Below are 17,743 nucleotides of genomic sequence, written 5' to 3' on the forward strand. Positions count from 1 at the left end.
ATGGAACACAACGACGCCACACCGTTCGTTCGATCCAGCGACCTCGATCCCGCTCGCCTGCTCGCGGGCCTGCGCCCGCACCAGAAGCAGAGCGGGCAGTCCATCGCCTCGCCGTTTTGGAGTTTTGACCGCACCACGTGGTCCGAACTCGCTCAGGCCACTCCCCTGCCGTTGACGGCGGCCGATGTGGAGCGTCTGCGCGGTAAGGGTGAGCGCATGGACACCACCGAGATCGAAGAGATCTATCTGCCGCTGTCGCGTCTGCTCAACCTGTACGTTTCCGCCCGCCGCAAAAAGCACAGGCTCACGCGGGAGTTCTTCGCCCCGCTGCGCGCCAGCGGTCACGACCCTGCCCCGCAGCACATTCCGTTTGTCATCGGTGTGGCCGGTTCGGTGGCCGTCGGAAAGTCCACAACGGCGCGTGTTCTGCGTGAGATGATGGCCCGCTGGCCGGACACCCCGAAGGTTGAGCTCGTCACCACGGATGGGTTCCTGTTTCCCAATGCAGAACTTGCCCGCCGTGGTCTGACGTCGCGAAAGGGATTCCCGGAGTCCTATGACCGACGGGCGCTTATGCGTTTCCTGTCCAAGGTCAAGTCCGGTGCAGAAGAAGCACGCGCTCCCGTCTATTCGCACCACACCTATGACATTGTTCCGGGTGCTGAAATCACGGTCCGCTCTCCAGATGTGCTCATTGTCGAAGGGCTCAACGTTCTGCAGCCGCCCAGGCCGCGTGCCGACGGCAAAGTGGGCATGTCTGTCAGCGACTACTTCGACTTTTCCGTCTATGTTGACGCAGCAGCCGGTGATATTCGCCAGTGGTACATCGACAGGTTCATGGAACTGAAGTCGGGCGCTTTCACCCAGCCGGATTCATACTTCCACCGCTATTCGGAGCTGACGGAAGACGAAGCGCTCACCCTTGCCGGCGAAATCTGGGATTCGATCAACGCTCCCAACCTGCGGGAGAACGTCGCTCCGTCGCGTGGCCGGGCCGATCTGATTCTGACGAAATCGGCCGACCATTCAGTACGCCGGATCCAGCTGCGCAAACTGTAGTCAGTCCGCACTGCTGAACCCGGCGTCTGGTGGGCCGAAGCCCGTGTGGTTTTGAAGTCCTCTGAGGGGCTTACTCCTCAGAGGTGTGTGAATCAGAAGGCGGGGATCACCGCGCCGTCGGTCCACTTGTCTTCGATGAACTTCTTCACTTCTTCTGAGTGCAGGAGTTCGTCGAGCTTCTTGATGGCTTCGTTGTCTTCGTCGCCTTCGCGGACGGCGAGGAAGTTCGCGTAGGGGTTGTCTTCAGCCGATTCCACGAGGATCGAGTCTTCGGTGGGCGACAGTCCTGCTTCCAGGGCGTTGTTGCCGTTGATGATCGAAGCGTCGGTGTCTTCAAGGGTGCGTGCCAGCTGTGCTGCATCGGCTTCCTTGAATTCGAGGTTCTTCGGGTTGTCCTGGATGTCCTTGATCGTGGCGGTGGTTGCGTCCTTGCCGTCAGCCAGCGTGATGACGCCTTCCTTGGCCAGCATGTCAAGAGCACGGCCCTGGTTGGCGGGGTCGTTGTTGATGCCGACGGTGCCGCCCTCGGGCAGTTCGTCAACCGACTTCACCTTCTTGGAGAACAGCGCGATCGGTTCGATGTGCACGCCTTCGAATGCGTAGAGCTTGTAGCCCTGGCCTTCGACTTCTTCGTCCAGGTACGGCTTGTGCTGGAAGTAGTTGGCGTCGAGGTCACCGTCGACGAGCGCACGGTTGGGCAGCGCGTAGTCGGTGTACTCCTTGACCTCGATGTCGAGGCCGGCTTCTTCTGCCAGGTTTTCGTCGACGTAGCGCAGGATGTCACCGTGCGGGACCGGGGAAACTCCAACGGTCAGCTTGGTGATGTCGCCGTCTTTCTGGCCGACTTCCTGGTTTCCTCCGCCTGCACCGCAGCCGGTGAGGATCAGGCTTGCGGCGGCGGCAATAGCTGCGATGCGCAGTTTCATATGTTCAGTCCTTCTGACGAGTGTGCGTATGTTATCGGCAAGTTTCTCACTCTGCGGACAGCTTTCACGCGCTTTTCGTCATAAAGCTCCATATGACGAGGCGGGGCTAGACTTCCTGTGCTCCCTCCTGTCGTCGTTCGGGTCTGGGAGCGTGGTGAAAGGAGCATTGTGTCGAACTACTCCCCCATGGCGATTCTGCACAGGACGACAGCCAGTCAGCGCACCAAGGGGCGTGAGGCCCCGGAGGTTGATCGGGCTGCCCTGCGGCGCATCGGCGGTTTTGCGGCTCGGCACAAGACCAAACTGGTCCTGTTCATTCTGCTCTCGGCAGTATCAGCCGGTGTTGCTGTGGCCACCCCGGTGTTGGCAGGCCGGGTGGTCAATGCCATTACCGCTGGTGGGCCAGTGAATCTGATTGTCGGCATCGCAGTTCTCATGGGTGTGCTGGCGCTGGCCGATGCGGCATTGACGATTGTGTCGCGCTATCTTTCGGCCCGCATTGGCGAAGGCCTGATCTTTGATCTGCGCACCGCGGTTTTTGATCACGTGCAGACTCTGCCGGTGGCGTTTTTCAACCGGACCCGCACGGGTGCGCTGATCTCCCGGCTCAACAACGACGTTATGGGTGCGCAGCGAGCTTTTTCCAACACGCTGTCCGGGGTTGTGACGAACATTGTGTCGCTTGCGCTGACGGTCGGTGTCATGGTTGCGATTTCGTGGCAGGGGACGGTGCTGTCGGTGCTGCTCCTGCCGATTTTCTTGGTGCCTGCCCGTTTCATTGCCGGCCGTTTGGCGTCGCTGCAGTTTCAGGCGGCGGATCTCAACGCGGCCATGTCGACCCGCATGACGGAGCGGTTCTCCGCTGGTGGTGCGACCCTGGTCAAGCTGTTCGGCAGCCCGCAGAAGGAGTCGGCGGAGTTTGCTGACCGCGCGGGCAGGGTGCGCGATATCGGTGTGCGCACCGCCATGCTGCAGGTGACGTTCCTGGCCGCTCTCACACTTGTGTCCGCTCTGGCTTTGGCGCTGGTCTACGGGGTCGGCGGTATGCAGGCGGTGGCCGGTTCGCTCGATGCGGGCAAGGTTGTCACACTCGCGCTGCTGCTGACCCGCCTGTACACACCGCTGACGATGCTGGCGAATGCGCGCATGGACATCACGTCTGCAATCGTGTCGTTCCAGCGGGTGTTCGAGATTCTTGATCTGCGCTCCACCGTGCAGGAACCGGAATCCCCCAAGCCTCTGCCGGCTGGCCCTGTCTCTGTTGAGTACCGTGACATTTCATTCCGCTACCCCACTGCCGCCGAGGTGTCTCTCGCCTCTCTTGAAGAGGTCCCGGTTCTTGACGGCCGGGAGTCGTCCGAGGTGCTGCACGGACTGAACATTTCCGTTCCGGCTGGTCACACGGTCGCCCTCGTGGGTTCATCCGGTGCTGGAAAGTCGACGATCGCATCTCTGCTGCCCAGGCTGTATGACGTGACAGAAGGCGCTGTTGAACTGTCCGGTGTGGATGTCCGCGATTTGAGCTTTGACGCGCTGAAATCGACCGTCGGCATGGTCACGCAGGACGGCCACCTGTTCCACGAGTCGATTCGCGACAATCTGACGATCGCCAAACCTGATGCAACGGATGATGAGCTGCGTTCCGCTCTGGAACGCGCACGCCTGTGGCCGGTTATCGACGCCCTGCCCGATGGGCTCGACACCGTGATCGGTGAGCGCGGCTACCGGCTGTCCGGCGGTGAACGCCAGCGGCTGACAATTGCTCGTCTCCTGTTGGCCGAACCTGCTGTGGTGGTGCTCGATGAAGCTACGAGTGCTCTCGATTCAACGAACGAGGCAGCTGTGCAGCACGCCTTGAACGAAGCCATGACCGGCAGGACCGCGTTGGTCATCGCCCACCGCCTGTCGACGGTGCGTAGTGCCGATCAGATCATCGTCATTGAGGGCGGCCGGGCTGTTGAGCGCGGTACCCACAGCGAACTTCTGGCGCAGAACGGCCGGTACGCGCAGCTGTACACAACCCAGTTCGCAGACCAAGAAGAGTCAGAAGACTCAGCCGGCGGCACCTCGGGAGACTAGAGCAGCCCGCGGTCATTTCCTGGCAGAGAATCTTGAAGCTGCGAGTTGGAGAAAACGGTAGGCTGAAAGGATGAACAGCCGAAGGGAGCAGTCATGGAACGAGTGCGGTTCCGGGATCTGAAACCGTACGAGGTCGTTGACAGTCTCGATGACTTGAAAGGGCCGCCGCAGGGCACCATACGCCTGCCCATCTGGGTTCGCTGGGTGGACGACGGCGATATTGACGTGACTGATCCCGGCGGGGTGCGCTTGGCTTACCAGGCTCTGCTTGCAGAAGGCACCGCTGAAATCCAAGCACAGCTGATCAACAAGGACAGACTGCTGCGGGTATGGCCACACCTGAGCTTGGATTCCCGTGTACGCGATCTTTGGGAAGATCGCTTTCCTCAGCTGAAGCGTGTGAATGTGTAGCCGCGAGGATCAGCTCCGACATCGCTCACACATCGATTGAGGTGACTGTGCCTGCCCGCAGCAGGAGCGGCCATACCAACAGGAAGATGAGCGCTCCGACTGCTGAGCACAGAAACGTTGAGACTGCGACGATCAGCCCGTTTGTCAGCCACGGGCCGGTGAACACGTACAGAATCACCGGGGTGGCAAAGGCAATGAACAGGGCCGTCATTGCACTCCACCGAGCAGGTTTGCCGGAATCAGCCACGTAGCCCGCCCGCACAAGGCCGGTGAGGAACGCCCCAACCGTGGCAATGCCGCCGAGCACCGCGAAGGACGAAGTCAGCACACCGAACATCCACCACAGGCCAGACGAACCCGACGTCGCTCGGGCCACGAGGCTCAAGCCGACAATGACGACGGTGCCCACCGCTGTCGAGGCCGCAGCGGCCAGGCCTGCCGCCATGCGCCCGTAGAGGACCTTCGTGTTGTCTGCGCTCTTCTTCACTGTGCGCTCACCACCGGGGCCGCCGGCCGAGGCGCCGGGGCACTCGGGCGAGGTACCGCACTGCTGAGCGGTCCCGGTGCGGAGAACTGAACGCGGTCAGAGGGCAAGGTGCTGCTTGACGCAGTCGGCCAGGCGTTCCGCCTGCTTCTGCGCTTCGGCTTCGGTTTCGGCCTCGACCATCACACGGATAACCGGTTCGGTGCCCGAAGCTCGCAGCAGGACGCGGCCGCTCTTGCCGAGTTCGGATTCGACGGCGGCAACTTCTGCCTGAACAGCAGGGTCGTCCGTGCGGGTCTTGTCGACTCCGCGGACGTTGATGAGCACCTGCGGCAGCTGCGGGATTTCCGCTGCGAGGTCGGCCAGTGTGCGACTGGTTGAGGCCACACGGTTGATCAGGTGAAGGGCTGTCAGCACGCCATCGCCGGTGGTGCCGTGGTCGAGCATGAGCACGTGACCGGACTGTTCACCGCCGAGCACGTGCCCGCCGGCCAGCATGCCTTCAAGCACGTAGCGGTCGCCGACCTTCGTCTGCACGTCCGCGATGCCGGCCTTCTCCATGGCGAGCTTGAGGCCCAGGTTCGACATGACGGTGGTGACCAGTGTGTCGTTCTTCAGGGTGCCGGCTTCCTTCATGCCAAGCGCCAGGATGCCCATGATCTGGTCGCCGTTGACTTCGCGACCGAGCGCATCAACCGCCAGGCAGCGGTCAGCGTCACCGTCAAACGCAACGCCGAGGTCAGCTCCGTTGTCGACAACGGCCTTCTGCAGCGGACCCAGGTGGGTAGAGCCGACACCGTCGTTGATGTTGAGGCCATCCGGACTTGCGGCAATGACCGTGACGTCGGCACCGGCCTGACGCAGTGCCGCAGGGCCGACGACGGATGCGGCACCGTTAGCGCAGTCGACGACCACGCGCAGTCCCTGCAGCGGAGTGGGTGTGTCACCCAGAGTCGATACGAGGTGTTCGGTGAATTCGTCTGCCGCTGCCGCGTACGGCTTGATGCGGCCGACGTCCGCGCCGGTGGGACGATCCCAGTCGGCGTCGAACAGTTCAAGGATTTCGTCTTCCGCAGCATCGTCGAGTTTGGTGCCGCCGGGGCCGAAGAATTTGATGCCGTTGTCCGGCATGGGGTTGTGGCTGGCTGAGAGCACTACACCGAAGTCAGCGCCGGTTTCCTTCACGGCGTGCGCGACACCCGGGGTGGGCAGAACACCTGCGTTCCACACGTCAACACCGGTCGAGGCGATACCGCCGGAAATTGCTGATGCCAGGTAGTCACCGCTGATGCGGGTGTCACGACCGACAATCGCGAACGGGCGCTTGCTGTCCGTGCCGTAGCGCTGTTCGGGCCTGCCGAGAACTCGACTTCCTGCAACACCCAACTGGAGAGCGAGTCGAGCCGTGATGTCCTTGTTGGCCAGACCGCGAACGCCGTCCGTACCGAAAAGCCTGCTCATAGAACCTCCTGTTTTGAATCGCATTCATTCTACGTTTATGGAACTGGCCACCCAGTCAGAAGGGCACGGCGTGTGGTGAGAACACGACGCGGGCCCAGCGGCACCTCGTGCCCGGAAAGCACAAGACCCCCGCACCGAAGTGCGAGGGTCTTGAAAGCCTTCTTGAGCCCAGCCTTCTTGCGTTCGGGAACGCAACGCTTCTGATATGGCTAGATGTCTTGGTTTGGGACTATTACGCGTGCAGCTGCGCGGATAAGAGGCCGAAACCCGAACAAGTCGCAAGCTAGGGCAGCACCACGCCGACTTGCCGCAGCAAACTCGCCAGTCGTCCCGGAACAATGACATCCCGCCATTCGATGCGCAGAAACCTGTAGCCCATGCGCCGAAGCTGTTCTTCACGGCGTTTTTCTTTTCGGTAGACCTCCGGCGGCACACTGCCATTCGGGTCTTGGTACTTAGCCCACCCGTCGAACTCGACAATCAAACCCCAGTGCTCCAAAAAGAAATCCACCCGCGGCCGGTATGACTCACCGGGCAGGGGGAACGACACTTGCTGCGCTATTTTCCACCGCGAGTCCTCCGGACAGCACCTGAAACCCAGCTCATAAAAACGAAAGTAGGCAAGTGCCTCACCTGCGGATTCCGACAATCCGCGCATCTCTTTAAGCCAACTCAACATGGTGACCGTCCGCCTGCCCGCCGAGCACTCCTCAAACTGGCGAAATACTTCAGCCAACTCATCAATGACGACATGGAACCGATCGGCGGAAGGCACACCCGAGGCCCGCCCATGAGCCCGGAAGCGAATGTGTCGATCGGCGATGGCAAAGCCCTCGGCTCCGCCGACATCCCGGAGCAGGTCGAACATCGTCCAATCTGCACTCACTGCTCGTAGCTCAGGCAGAGCGCTCACCGGCGAAGTAATGTGCTCAGCAGGAATTGCTCGTTGGCGGTGTATTCGGTGAGTCCGTGAGAAAGGTCGTTCCGGACCGCTTGTCTGTAAGCGCGCTGGAGGATCAGTGGGCAGTTCCATGCCCCAAAGCACAGCCGCGGTAGCGTGACTCAAGATCGCCTGACCTGAATGCCCAAAGGCCACCGCCCAACCCGCATGATGGGCTAGCTTCCGCAAATAGACTGACGAGCCCTCGTCGGACAACAGTTCAGGTCGGTCTACAAAACACGCAAAAGCTCTGTGTGCCTCTTGTTCGCACAATCGCTCGACGGCATAAACACCCCTGGCCAATCTACTGAGACAGCATCCAACTGCACGAGCTGCCTGATGCGCCATTGCACCAGCAGGAAGGGCACTGACCACAAAGACATTGTTCATGCGTCCCAGACTGCTGGTCGACGAACCCCTGGGAAAGACCAGACCGCGCAGCTGTGGACAAACAGGTCATCTGTTTAAAAGCAGCTAAACCCGAACGGCCTGAGTAAACATCGAGGTCGGACGCGTATTTCTAAACTTAAGCACGGAATCGGGAGCGTCTGGTCCACAGCTGAAGGCACTCAAGTGCGCCGGAAATGACACGGAGTTGTCCGGTTTCGGGCCCGATGTCCGCCTACCTGCACGGACAACAAACAGAAAACCGAACAAGTCCCCCGCAACGCCAAAAGGCCCGCGCACCTTGCGGTACACGGACCTTTGGAGCAGGCACTGCGTGCCCCAAGCCGGATCTGCCCTGGCGGGCGAAGATCAGCGCTTGGAGAACTGCGGAGCCTTGCGAGCCTTCTTGAGACCAGCCTTCTTGCGTTCGGGAACGCGAGCGTCACGCGTGAGGTAACCGGCCTTCTTCAGTTCAGGACGGTTGTTTTCACGGTCGATTTCGTTCAGCGAACGGGCGATGCCCAGGCGGACAGCGCCGGCCTGGCCGGAGGGGCCACCACCGGCAATGCGCACGAAGACGTCAAAACGGCCTTCGAGGTCAAGCAGGCGGAAGGGTTCGCGAACGAGCTGCTGGTGCATCTTGTTCGGGAAGTAGGCTTCAAGGTCACGACCGTTGATCTTCCATTCACCGGTGCCGGGGACCAGGCGGACGCGAGCGACAGCGCGCTTGCGACGGCCAACGCCCTGGCCGGGAGCGGTGAGCGATTCGCCGCGGCCACCGGCCACGGATTCGCCGAGACCAGCCGAAGCCGGGGTTTCGGTCGAGTACGACGTCATTTCGACGTCCTCGTTCAGGTTCTGGTTGTCAGCCACGATTCTCCTCGGTTAACTGAGCCTTGGGCGCTTACTGCGCGACCTGGCTGATTTCGTACTTCTGCGGGTTCTGCGAGGCGTGCGGGTGCTCAGCACCTGCGTACACCTTCAGCTTGCGCATCTGGGCACGGCCGAGGCGGTTCTTGGGGATCATGCCTGCAACAGCCTGCTCCACTGCACGCTCGGGGAACTTCTCAAGGAGCTCTTCGTAGCTGAGGCTCTTGAGACCACCCGGGTAGTTGGAGTGGCGGTAGGCGCGCTTCTTTTCCAGCTTGTCGCCGGTCAGCACAATCTTGTCCGCGTTGATGATGATGACAAAGTCACCCGTGTCGATGTGAGGTGCGAATTCCACCTTGTGCTTGCCGCGCAGCAGACGAGCTGCCTGCGAAGCAAGGCGACCGAGAACGACGTCAGTGGCGTCGATGACGTGCCACTGGCGCTCGACATCGCCGGGCTTTGGTGTGTACGTACGCAAAAGTTGCCTTCTTTTCGTCTCTAGCTTCCAAGCCACACACGTCTGCCTGACAAGGTCGTGAGTCTTGTTCAGCAGTACTTGACTTGCTTGAGGTGCACGGTACGCGTATACATTTCCCGCTTATCCTGCAACGCGACTAGAGGTCTGCGGCGTGTGTATCTGACGTACAGCGACTGTCAATGTTAGCCCGGAAGCGCGCACCTTTGCAAAACGGGGGTCGTGTGAGGTTGAGCGCGTGCGCTGGACTGCTCTCACGAGGTGGAGGTCGGCCTGATCTTCTTGTTTGGGTTCTGTTCGAAGGGTGTGCAGGCACACGGACTTCGAACACAGAAACGCTTCGGCGGGCAGCTCCCCTGTGGGATCTGCCCGCCGAAGCGTTTACGTCTTAGAACTTCAGAGCTTCGAGAATCTCAGTTCAGTTCACGTCTGCGTTCTTGCGGCGTGTGAGGACAAGTGCACCAGCACCGGTCAGCAGCAGCGCAACTGCCGCAGCAGCAGCCAGGCCGACTTCAGTACCCGTACGCGGCAGCGGCTTGTTAGCAGCTGCGCCCGGCTTCTTGTCACCAGCTTCAGGCTTTGCCTTGTCACCGGCTTCGGACTTGTCCTTGTCACCGGCCTCAGGCTTGTCCTTGCCGCCATCTTCGGGCTGTTCGTCCTCAGCAGGCGCGTCGGCAGGAAGGACGTTCACGGGGATTTCAACCTTGCCGCCGATGGGCAGCGGGTTGTTGTCCCACCATCCGGCGTTCGGAGCAGCAATGAGGGTGGCGGTCATCTTCGGACCCTTCACCGGCTCGGCCTTACCTTCGTCTGCCTTGCCTTCGCTCGCAGCTTCGGCACCGTCAACCTTGCCGCCGGCCTTCGGTTCGTCCTTCTTGCCGGCGTCCTTCGAGGCGGTCACCTTGAACTTCACTTCGGACTTGCCTTCAGGCACCGAGTCGAACTGTGCAACGTTCTTCTTGTCCTTGACGGCGTGCTTGCCGAGGTCAACCGAAACACCCTTCGGCAGGTCGAGGGTCATCTGCAGCGGGCCCTCGATCTTCTTCTTGGCGTTGAACTGAACGCTGATTTCTTCGGTGGTGCCGGCCTTGATTTCGAAGGCGTCGTCCTTGTTCGACGGGTGCTTGATGGAGACTTCGAGGTCACCGTTCTTCATGACGTCCAGCGCGGCATCAGCCTGGCGTTCGTCCTTGTCGGCCTTCACCTTCTTGCCCTCATCCTGGCGGGCGTTGAAGTAGGCTTCCCAGATTTCGAAGTCGGTCAGACCGGACTGTTCGAACTTGCCGTTGGCGAAAGCGGTGAAGTTGTCACCACCGGCTGCCAGGAAGGACAGGGTGGCCACCCTGTAGGTCTTGTTCGGGTCGATGTCTTCGCCGTTGACCTTGACGGATACAACGTGCTTGCCGCGTTCAGCCGTGGAGTCGTAGATGACTTCGAGTTCCTTGGAAATGCCCAGGTGCAGGAACGGACGCGAAGCGCCATCAGGCTGCCACTGCTGTTCGAACAGCTGGATGACGTCCGAGCCCTTGAGCGACACAACTCCGTGGTCGTTGGCGAAGGGAAGGACCTCGTTGAGTTCAGCAACTGTGACTTCGCCCGGCTTTTCGCCGTTGAAGATGTCATCAACCTTCAGGTCGGTGCGCAGACCGCCCGGGTTAGTAATGGCGAAGTCTGACTTCTCCAGCTGGGTCAGGCCGGTGTCTTCGTTGAGTGCGTCAGCAACGAGGTTGCCGAGCGTCGATTCAGCACCGCGGTCTTCCTGGCCGTCGTCTTTAAAAGCGCGCGTGATGTCTTCGTCGATTTCACCGGCGACTTCCTTGCCGATTTCATTCGACTTTTCGGTAGCCGCCTTGATGATTTCGCCGGTCTTGCCGATGACCTCTGTCGAAGCTTCCTGGCCCTTGGTGTCGATGATTTCCTGGCTGTCGATGGTCCAGCTGCCATCGCCCTTCGAGGTCAGGTTGACCGCGGCGACGTTCTTGCCGTACTGGCCAGCCTGCATGACGGGGACGGTGTTCTCGCCCTTCTTGTAGGTGCAGTTGACCGGAACGTGGGTGTGGCCCAGGAAGAATGCGTCAACGGAATCATCAGCAGCATCGAGGATGCCCTTGACTTCCTTGCTCTTGCCGAGAGCAGCATCGCAGCTGTCGCCCTCAGCCGATCCGTTCATACCGACGTGAGCCTGGACGATCGTGACGTCCGGGGCTTCACCCTCCGGCAGTTCGGCAATCTTCTTCGAGGTGCGCTCGACGGCTTCGGCAGTCTTGCCGAAGTCAAGCATGTCGATTCCCGAAGGGCTGACAAGTGTTGCGGTTTCCTGCGTCACAACACCGATGACGGCAATCTTGATGCCGTCCTTTTCGATGATTTCGTAGTCCTTGACGCCGTCCGAAAGCTCCTTGGTGCCCTTCTTGTAGACGTTCGCGGCCAGGTGCGGGAACTCCGCCTTGTGTTCGCCTGCCAGCACGCGCTCGCTGAAGTCTTTGAAGCCACGGTCATATTCGTGGTTGCCCATTGCCGAGGCGTCGAGCCCCAGAGCGTTGAGGTAGTCAATCGTGGGCTCGTCTTTCTGAGACGACGAAACGTAGGTGCTTGCACCGATGTTGTCACCAGCGGACAGCAGAACCGAGCTGCCCTCAGCCTTCGCCCGTTCGTTTTCCACCGTCGAGGCCATTGCCTGACCGTCCGGGTCGGCAATACGTCCGTGGAAGTCAGTGATTCCCAGCACCTGGAGCTTGGTGCCCTCCGGGGCTTCTGCAAAAACCGGCATTGCGCCGAGAGGTGCGACGAGTACGGCGGCGGCAGCGCCTCCGTACAGCGCACGGCGTGCTTTGAGCATGTTCAGTCCTTAAGCTTCTGATTCAGCGCTGTTCGCGCGTTTCTGAAAAAGGTCTGAGCACAGTGTTACAAATCTGAGATCTTTTTGGGGACTTTTGCATGAATTCCATATGGATTGTTCGTAAAGAGGCCGCGTCGCCCACTAGCTTTTGCCCAGCTCAGCCGAGTTTCGCCGGGCCCGGGTCTGCTCAGCCCGCGCAGCCCACTCTGCTTCCGGCGGATAGCCCACCTCTTCCATCACAAGCCCCGCCCCGGGGGCGATGTAGAGCGGTTCCGGGCTTTCACCTCGTGAGTTGGCGTACTCAAGAAGCTCAGCCGGACGCTCAGCCGACCACGCGCCCGTGCCCACCCGAATGAGGCCGCCGACGATCGCGCGGACCATATGGTGACAGAAGGCATCGGCCCGCAGGCGGAAGACAATCACCCCGTCGGCATCGCGGCCGACCGAGATCTGCTGCAGCGTGCGGATTGTCGTCGAATCCGGGCGGGGTTTGCAGAACGGCAGGAAGTCGTGCAGGCCCAGCAGCCCAGCAGCGGCTTGCGCCATGGCGCAGGCATCAAGAACACCCTTGTGACGGACCGTCGCGGCTGCCAGCAGTGGGTCGAAGAACGAATCGTCATCAGCCAGCCGATACGAATACGACCGCCACTCTGCCGAGAAGCGCGCATCGAAATCATCTGAGACCGCCGAGGCCCCGTGAATAACGACATCGTGGGCGTCCAACCGGGTCAGCGCACCGCGCAGGCGGCTGACCAAGGCATATTCAGGTGTGCGCGGATTGCCGTCCCGATCAACCCGGCGCTGCCCCACGAGCGCGGCGATCTCTTCTTCACCCAGGTCCAGGTGAACAACCTGTCGGCGGGCGTGCACTCCCGCATCGGTGCGTCCGGCTACAACAGTGCGCACGGGGGTGCGGCAGACCAAAGCGAGCGCCTCTTCCAGTGTCCCCTGGACCGTGCGCAGCCGCGGCTGCACTCCCCACCCGTGGAAGTTGGTGCCGTCATAGCCAAGATCGAGTCGAAACCTCACGAACGAAACTCTACGACGGGCTCCGCTTCGACGTCTTGGTACTCCATGGGCAGAAGCATCGGAAAGGCGGCCCGCAGGACAACAGCCGTCGGCTGGCGCCGCTGCGCGGTGTATTTGGCAACCGCCAGGTTGTAGTAGCGGATTCCGGAGACGATCCGACCTTCGATGATCCGCATCTGCGCGTGCAGGTCGATTGCCGCGCCCAGGCTCTGGCGGTGCCGGTCGACTTCAATAAGTCCAATGGCAAGCGCATCGATCGCGTGCGTCAAACGCTCTTCAGCCTGGCCGATTTCGGAAGCGTCTTTGACGGTTTTGGCCCTCCGCAGGGCATCCTGCACAGCTTTTTGGTGGTGCTCGTCCTGCTCCGAATGAGCGGTCGCCATGCGCAGAAACTCAGGAACGAGAGCGTGCCGATCGGTGCGCACCTGGTCCAGCTGCCGTCGGGCTTCACTCACGAGGTCAAGCGCCAACCGCAGCTGCGAACCTCGGGTGTACAGGAGGTAGGCCAGACCCAGGCACAGGACAACGACAACGGTCACGAGGATGATCTCCGCCATTGCGCCTCCATTGTCTGCCGTCTGGCCTGCCGTGCGGGCTTCACTCATGCTATCGGCAGCACCAGGCGCCGGAAAGAACTCGCCGGAATGGTGGCCGAAAGTTCACCTTCGAGTGTTCTGGGCGTACCTCGGGGGCCACCTGTGTGGACGATCCTCAAACTGTGAGAGTTGCGATTGTTGCTGAAACTTTTCTGCCCCAGATGAATGGTGTTGTCGGAAGTCTCCTCAAGGCGATTGAGCACATCACCGAACGCGGCTACGAAGCCCTCGTCATTGCTCCGGGCACCCGGATGGGCGGTCCGCGTGAGTACATGGGCGTGCCGATTGTCTACGTTCCCTCACTGGCGTTCCCCGCTTACAAAAGGCTGCGTGTAGCGCCCGGCGGCGTGGCTCGCATTCGCCGCATCCTGGCTGATTTCGCGCCCGATGTTGTGCACATCGCCTCCCCGTTCCTGTTGGGCTGGCGTGCGGTGCAGGCCTGCCAGGAGCTCAACATCCCGTCGGTCGCGGTCTATCAGACCGAAGTGCCGGCCTACGCGGCTCGCTACGGACTGACCGGAGTGGAGTCCATGCTGTGGGGTCACGTGCGCAATATTCACAACCGCGCCACCATGACGCTCGCCCCGTCTACCCCGACGATTGAACAGCTGGAATCGCACGGTGTTGACCGGATTGCCAAGTGGGCCCGAGGTGTCGACGCTGCCCGCTTCCACCCGGACCGCAGGTGCGAGGAATGGCGACAGTCGGTGGCCGGTGGGAAGAAGATCATCGGCTACTTGGGCCGGCTGGCCGCGGAAAAGCAGGTGGAGAACCTGCGGGTGCTGGCCGATGTGCCGGACACCAAGATCGTCATCATCGGCGAAGGTCCGCTTATGGGCCGCCTGCGGGCCGAACTGCCGAACGCGCACTTCACGGGCTTTCTCGGCGGTGAGGCTCTGGCTCGCGCTGTTGCAGGCTTTGACCTGTGCATTGCGCCGGGTGAGTTTGAAACGTTCTGCCAGACGATTCAGGAGGCCATGGCTTCCGGCGTTCCGGTGGTCGCGCCGGCGCGCGGCGGCCCGCTGGATCTGGTTGACCATTCGCGCACCGGTTGGCTCTACGCTCCGGGCGATGTTGCTGGTCTGCGCGATCGCGCTCTGGATCTGCTGGGTGACGATGCCAAGCGCCGCGCCTTTGCGCAGGCTGCTCGGGCCGAAGTCGAGTCCCGCACGTGGCGCGGAGTGTGCTCGCAGCTGATCGGCTACTACGCTCAGGCGATCGCCGCTCACGAAAACCTGGCGCACGCCCGGTGACTGGCACCTCGGCGGTGTGCTGAGGTGCGTTTCCCGGCCCGGCACCTCGTGAGTTCCGGGGCCTAGGCCCCGGTCCCGGAAGTTCCGGTCTACTCTCTCGAGGTGCCGCCCGGCTCTTCGACCAGGCCGCGCGCCTCGAGGGCGGCTCCGGTGTCGATGGCGTAGCGCACGGTGCCGAGCACGACCGGCACGGAGCGCGCCCGGAGTGATCTTTCGAGCCCGCGAGCGCGGGCGGAGTCTGCGGCAAGCCCCACGAGGTCGGCAATGTAGGACACGCTGCGGATGGTGAGCGCTGCCGCCAGGCCCACGGTTTCAGGGCGCACGCCCACCCACCCCAAGGGCTTGGCTGCTGCAGTGAAGACAAGCAGCAGTTCGCTGATGCTGGTGGTCAGGATCAGCACGGACGCGCCGATGACACCGGCGAGCATGGCTGTGGCGACTCGGGCGGCGGTGGGCACGTCGGTGAAGATGAGGTTGCCGACCACCAGAAGCAGCATGACAGGCCACATGCGCAGCAGCGGCAGGATGATTCTGCCCAGCGGCAGGCGCGCGGTGAGTGCAATGAGCACGATGAGCACGAACACCGCCCCGTTGACCCATGCGTCGCGCACGACGATCACGGGCAGACTGGTGAGCACCAGGGCGATCACTTTGGCCCACGCCGGTGTGCGGTGCAGCCAGCCGGGAATCGGCCAGCGCACGCCGAGGAACTCACCGCGACGCCGCTGAACCGTGCGCGGCTTCGGCATGGCCGACTGTGGGACCATGCGGGGCTGGTGGGTTGGGATGGTTGAGGCGGCTGGGCTGGCTGCGTGCGCCCGGTCAGCACTGGCTGACGAGGCGCCACTTGCTGACGAGGCGCCACTCCCCTTGTGTTCGTCAGTCATCGCCGTGCGGGTCGGGGTTGTGCGGGGTGTTGCGGCTACGGGTGCTGCGGGCGGCTTTGACGGCGGCTTCGCGGTAGTGGGCGATTGCCTGGTCAGCGGGACCGTCGAATGCAATGGCGCCGTCGTCAATGACGAGTGCGCGTTCGGCATCGGCTGCGAATTCGAGGTCGTGGGTGGTGGTGATGATCTGCACGCCACGGTTTTCGGCAAGTTCGTCGAGGGTGTCGCGCAGGAGTGTGCGGTTTGTCAGGTCGAGCAGGGTTGTCGGTTCGTCCATCAGCAGGACACTGGGTTCAACCGTGAGGACGGAGGCGAGTGCCACCAGCTGGCGCTGTCCGCCGGAGAGTTCGTACACCGAACGGTCGGCTAGTCCGGTCAGGCCGAGTTCGTCGAGTACGGCAAGCGATCGTTCGCGCCTTTCGCGTTTGTTCTTTATACGTCGGAGCGAGAGTTCGATGTCTTCGATGACGGTCGGCATGACCAGCTGAGCGGCCGGGTCGGTGAACACGAAGCCGACGTTCTGGCGAACCGCGCGCCCGTCATCGACGGTGTCCTTGCCGTCAACGGCGACCCTGCCCCACGTTGGCTGGGTCAGGCCGTTGATCATCCGCAGGAACGTGGACTTGCCCGAACCGTTGGCGCCGATGACGGCCACGCGCTGCTCATTGATTTCGCAGGTGAAAGGGCCTGCCAGGGTGCGCCATTGGCGCTCTGGACCGCTCTCTGCGGAATCAAGAACAGCGGCGTGGGCGCCGTCGAAGACAATTTTGGCCATGAACGTCGTGTGAGATCAGCGGCGTGCGAGAACCGGGAAGGCCCGCAGGACCATGACGGCAAGGAGTGCTGCAACGGTGGTCTTGATGACGTCACCGGGCCAGTAGGCCATGTCGGCAACCGTGGCGGCGCCGAACGGGATACCGCCGTTGATCGACATGCCGGCAATGCCCATGAAGTGCAGAAGCACCGATGCGGTCAGCAGGGATCCGAGGATCATCATGACGACTCGTCCTGCACCGGAGAAACGGCGGTAGGCAAAGCGAGCAGCCCAGCCGGACAGCAGCGTGTAGAACGGGAAGCCCAGAATGAAGCCAGCCGAGGGTCCGGCGAGAACGCCGATTCCGCCTCGTCCGCCTGAGAACACGGGAAGACCCAGGAAGCCCAGGGCCAGGTAGAGCAGCACGGCGATGAAGCCGCGGGTGGGGCCCAGCACCATGCCGGTGAAGGCCAGCATGAGGGTCTGCAGGGTGATCGGGACGCCGACTGGGCCAACCGGGATCGGCGGCACGAGTGCGAACACCCAGATGAGCGCCGCAAACACGGCGACAAGGGCAACGGACAGGCCGGCAGAAATGCCCTGCCCGCGGGCGCCGGTCTGCGGCGCGGAAACGTTGGTGGAAGTCATGAGGAGCATCGTACCTGAACACTGTTCAGGTACAGAAATCGGCTGGATTGTTCTTCGGCCCTGCCCCACTCTTTAGCAATGAATCTGCGCCTTAGCAGTGGTTGCTAAAGCGTGGATCCCGGCCAAAGGGAGTCTGTCCACGGCTAACGGGTGGATCTGTTGCTAACCGGTGTTTTTACCGTACGAAGGGTGCCCGGCTCGGCCAACACCTGCGGGGCTGGGCACCGCCCCACCTCAGGAAAATCACGAGGTACCGCCCCGGCTGGGACCGAGCCTCCACCTCGTTCTACTGCTGGCGCTGGGCACCGCCCCACGCTTTAGCAACAGAAACACCCCTTAGCAGTGGTTGCTAAAGCGCAGATCCCGGCCAAAGGGAGTCTCCGCACGGCTAACGGGTGGATCCGTTGCTAAGGGGTGTTTCTGCCGGGCGACGCTTGCGCTGGCACCCAACGCACCCGCGCCCAAACGCAACTGCGCCGACAAGCATTTGCTTGCCGGCGCAGTGTGCCTTGGCGGGAGGTCACGGGCGGCTTATGCCCACGAGGACTACACCTCGTTCTACTGCTGGGGCAGCCATCCCAACACTGCCCCACGCTTTAGCAATGAATCTGCGCCTTAGCTGTACTAACCGGGGACGTTGGTTGA

General features: G+C 61.9%; 16 protein-coding genes. 4 read left to right on the forward strand and 12 right to left on the reverse strand.

Going from position 1 to position 17,743, the window contains the following annotated elements; genetic code table 11:
- A complete protein-coding gene (coaA, locus tag HMPREF3087_RS07455) occupies window positions 1–1,059 on the forward strand; it encodes a type I pantothenate kinase (protein WP_070428660.1) in 1,059 nt (352 codons plus the stop codon).
- A gap of 92 nt (window positions 1,060–1,151) precedes the next feature.
- Here coaA and HMPREF3087_RS07460 read toward each other — a convergent pair whose 3' ends face one another.
- Entirely contained in the window at window positions 1,152–1,985 is an 834-nt protein-coding gene (locus HMPREF3087_RS07460) for a MetQ/NlpA family ABC transporter substrate-binding protein (protein ID WP_061941868.1), read from the reverse strand.
- A 168-nt stretch (window positions 1,986–2,153) separates the two neighbouring features.
- Between HMPREF3087_RS07460 and HMPREF3087_RS07465 the strand changes: the two genes are divergently transcribed.
- Window positions 2,154–4,064, forward strand: coding sequence for an ABC transporter ATP-binding protein (locus HMPREF3087_RS07465; protein ID WP_141738905.1), 1,911 nt, complete (start codon window positions 2,154–2,156; stop codon window positions 4,062–4,064).
- A gap of 93 nt (window positions 4,065–4,157) precedes the next feature.
- Window positions 4,158–4,475, forward strand: coding sequence for a hypothetical protein (locus HMPREF3087_RS07470; RefSeq protein ID WP_062020367.1), 318 nt, complete (start codon window positions 4,158–4,160; stop codon window positions 4,473–4,475).
- Window positions 4,476–4,500: 25 nt separating this feature from the next.
- Here HMPREF3087_RS07470 and HMPREF3087_RS07475 read toward each other — a convergent pair whose 3' ends face one another.
- The 8 genes from HMPREF3087_RS07475 to HMPREF3087_RS07510 form a co-directional block, all read right to left on the reverse strand.
- Window positions 4,501–4,962, reverse strand: a complete 462-nt coding sequence (locus HMPREF3087_RS07475) for a hypothetical protein (RefSeq protein ID WP_070428661.1) — start codon at window positions 4,960–4,962, stop codon at window positions 4,501–4,503.
- Between the two features lie 96 nt (window positions 4,963–5,058).
- Window positions 5,059–6,420 (reverse strand): phosphoglucosamine mutase, encoded by a 1,362-nt coding sequence (gene glmM, locus HMPREF3087_RS07480; RefSeq protein ID WP_070428662.1) that lies wholly within the window; start codon window positions 6,418–6,420, stop codon window positions 5,059–5,061.
- 283 nt (window positions 6,421–6,703) lie between these two features.
- On the reverse strand, window positions 6,704–7,288 hold the full coding sequence (locus tag HMPREF3087_RS07485) for a PDDEXK family nuclease (protein WP_061941877.1): 585 nt from the start codon (window positions 7,286–7,288) through the stop codon (window positions 6,704–6,706).
- Window positions 7,289–8,116: 828 nt separating this feature from the next.
- Complete coding sequence (rpsI, locus tag HMPREF3087_RS07490; RefSeq protein ID WP_050992952.1) at window positions 8,117–8,584, reverse strand: 30S ribosomal protein S9; 468 nt, start codon at window positions 8,582–8,584, stop codon at window positions 8,117–8,119.
- A 67-nt stretch (window positions 8,585–8,651) separates the two neighbouring features.
- The gene (gene rplM, locus HMPREF3087_RS07495) at window positions 8,652–9,095 is read right to left on the reverse strand and encodes a 50S ribosomal protein L13 (RefSeq protein WP_062020379.1); all 444 of its coding nucleotides are present in this window, start codon (window positions 9,093–9,095) and stop codon (window positions 8,652–8,654) included.
- 415 nt (window positions 9,096–9,510) lie between these two features.
- Entirely contained in the window at window positions 9,511–11,931 is a 2,421-nt protein-coding gene (locus HMPREF3087_RS07500) for a bifunctional metallophosphatase/5'-nucleotidase (protein ID WP_070428663.1), read from the reverse strand.
- 141 nt (window positions 11,932–12,072) lie between these two features.
- On the reverse strand, window positions 12,073–12,960 hold the full coding sequence (gene truA, locus HMPREF3087_RS07505) for a tRNA pseudouridine(38-40) synthase TruA (RefSeq protein ID WP_070428664.1): 888 nt from the start codon (window positions 12,958–12,960) through the stop codon (window positions 12,073–12,075).
- Window positions 12,957–13,565: a LemA family protein gene (locus HMPREF3087_RS07510; RefSeq protein WP_083272094.1), complete on the reverse strand. Its 609-nt coding sequence runs from the start codon at window positions 13,563–13,565 to the stop codon at window positions 12,957–12,959. Before HMPREF3087_RS07510 ends, truA begins: the two co-directional genes overlap by 4 nt.
- A 152-nt stretch (window positions 13,566–13,717) precedes the next feature.
- Between HMPREF3087_RS07510 and HMPREF3087_RS07515 the strand changes: the two genes are divergently transcribed.
- Window positions 13,718–14,809, forward strand: a complete 1,092-nt coding sequence (locus HMPREF3087_RS07515) for a glycosyltransferase family 4 protein (RefSeq protein ID WP_070428666.1) — start codon at window positions 13,718–13,720, stop codon at window positions 14,807–14,809.
- A gap of 89 nt (window positions 14,810–14,898) precedes the next feature.
- On the opposite strand, the gene HMPREF3087_RS07520 is transcribed toward HMPREF3087_RS07515, so the two are convergent.
- From HMPREF3087_RS07520 to HMPREF3087_RS07530, 3 genes are read right to left on the reverse strand one after another with little or no spacing between them, the layout of a single operon-like run.
- A complete protein-coding gene (locus HMPREF3087_RS07520) occupies window positions 14,899–15,696 on the reverse strand; it encodes an energy-coupling factor transporter transmembrane component T family protein (protein WP_256173067.1) in 798 nt (265 codons plus the stop codon).
- Window positions 15,689–16,471: an ABC transporter ATP-binding protein gene (locus HMPREF3087_RS07525; protein WP_070428668.1), complete on the reverse strand. Its 783-nt coding sequence runs from the start codon at window positions 16,469–16,471 to the stop codon at window positions 15,689–15,691. The genes HMPREF3087_RS07520 and HMPREF3087_RS07525 overlap by 8 nt, the downstream gene beginning before the upstream one ends.
- A gap of 15 nt (window positions 16,472–16,486) precedes the next feature.
- Window positions 16,487–17,098: a biotin transporter BioY gene (locus HMPREF3087_RS07530; RefSeq protein ID WP_239233702.1), complete on the reverse strand. Its 612-nt coding sequence runs from the start codon at window positions 17,096–17,098 to the stop codon at window positions 16,487–16,489.
- Window positions 17,099–17,743: the final 645 nt, after the last annotated feature.

Origin of the sequence: Brevibacterium sp. HMSC22B09 (genome assembly GCF_001806795.1) — a bacterium.
Taxonomy (GTDB): Bacteria; Actinomycetota; Actinomycetes; order Actinomycetales; family Brevibacteriaceae; genus Brevibacterium; species Brevibacterium ravenspurgense.

Coding starts and splice junctions, on each gene's coding strand:
- HMPREF3087_RS07515 (WP_070428666.1), top strand. CDS start 13,718: ATGAATGGTGTTGTCGGAAGTCTCCTCAAGGCGATTGAGCACATCACC.
- HMPREF3087_RS07485 (WP_061941877.1), bottom strand. CDS start 7,288: ATGTTCGACCTGCTCCGGGATGTCGGCGGAGCCGAGGGCTTTGCCATC.
- HMPREF3087_RS07460 (WP_061941868.1), bottom strand. CDS start 1,985: ATGAAACTGCGCATCGCAGCTATTGCCGCCGCCGCAAGCCTGATCCTC.
- HMPREF3087_RS07520 (WP_256173067.1), bottom strand. CDS start 15,696: ATGACTGACGAACACAAGGGGAGTGGCGCCTCGTCAGCAAGTGGCGCC.
- HMPREF3087_RS07470 (WP_062020367.1), top strand. CDS start 4,158: ATGGAACGAGTGCGGTTCCGGGATCTGAAACCGTACGAGGTCGTTGAC.
- coaA (WP_070428660.1), top strand. CDS start 1: ATGGAACACAACGACGCCACACCGTTCGTTCGATCCAGCGACCTCGAT.
- HMPREF3087_RS07500 (WP_070428663.1), bottom strand. CDS start 11,931: ATGCTCAAAGCACGCCGTGCGCTGTACGGAGGCGCTGCCGCCGCCGTA.
- HMPREF3087_RS07510 (WP_083272094.1), bottom strand. CDS start 13,565: ATGAGTGAAGCCCGCACGGCAGGCCAGACGGCAGACAATGGAGGCGCA.
- glmM (WP_070428662.1), bottom strand. CDS start 6,420: ATGAGCAGGCTTTTCGGTACGGACGGCGTTCGCGGTCTGGCCAACAAG.
- HMPREF3087_RS07530 (WP_239233702.1), bottom strand. CDS start 17,098: ATGACTTCCACCAACGTTTCCGCGCCGCAGACCGGCGCCCGCGGGCAG.
- HMPREF3087_RS07525 (WP_070428668.1), bottom strand. CDS start 16,471: ATGGCCAAAATTGTCTTCGACGGCGCCCACGCCGCTGTTCTTGATTCC.
- rpsI (WP_050992952.1), bottom strand. CDS start 8,584: ATGACGTCGTACTCGACCGAAACCCCGGCTTCGGCTGGTCTCGGCGAA.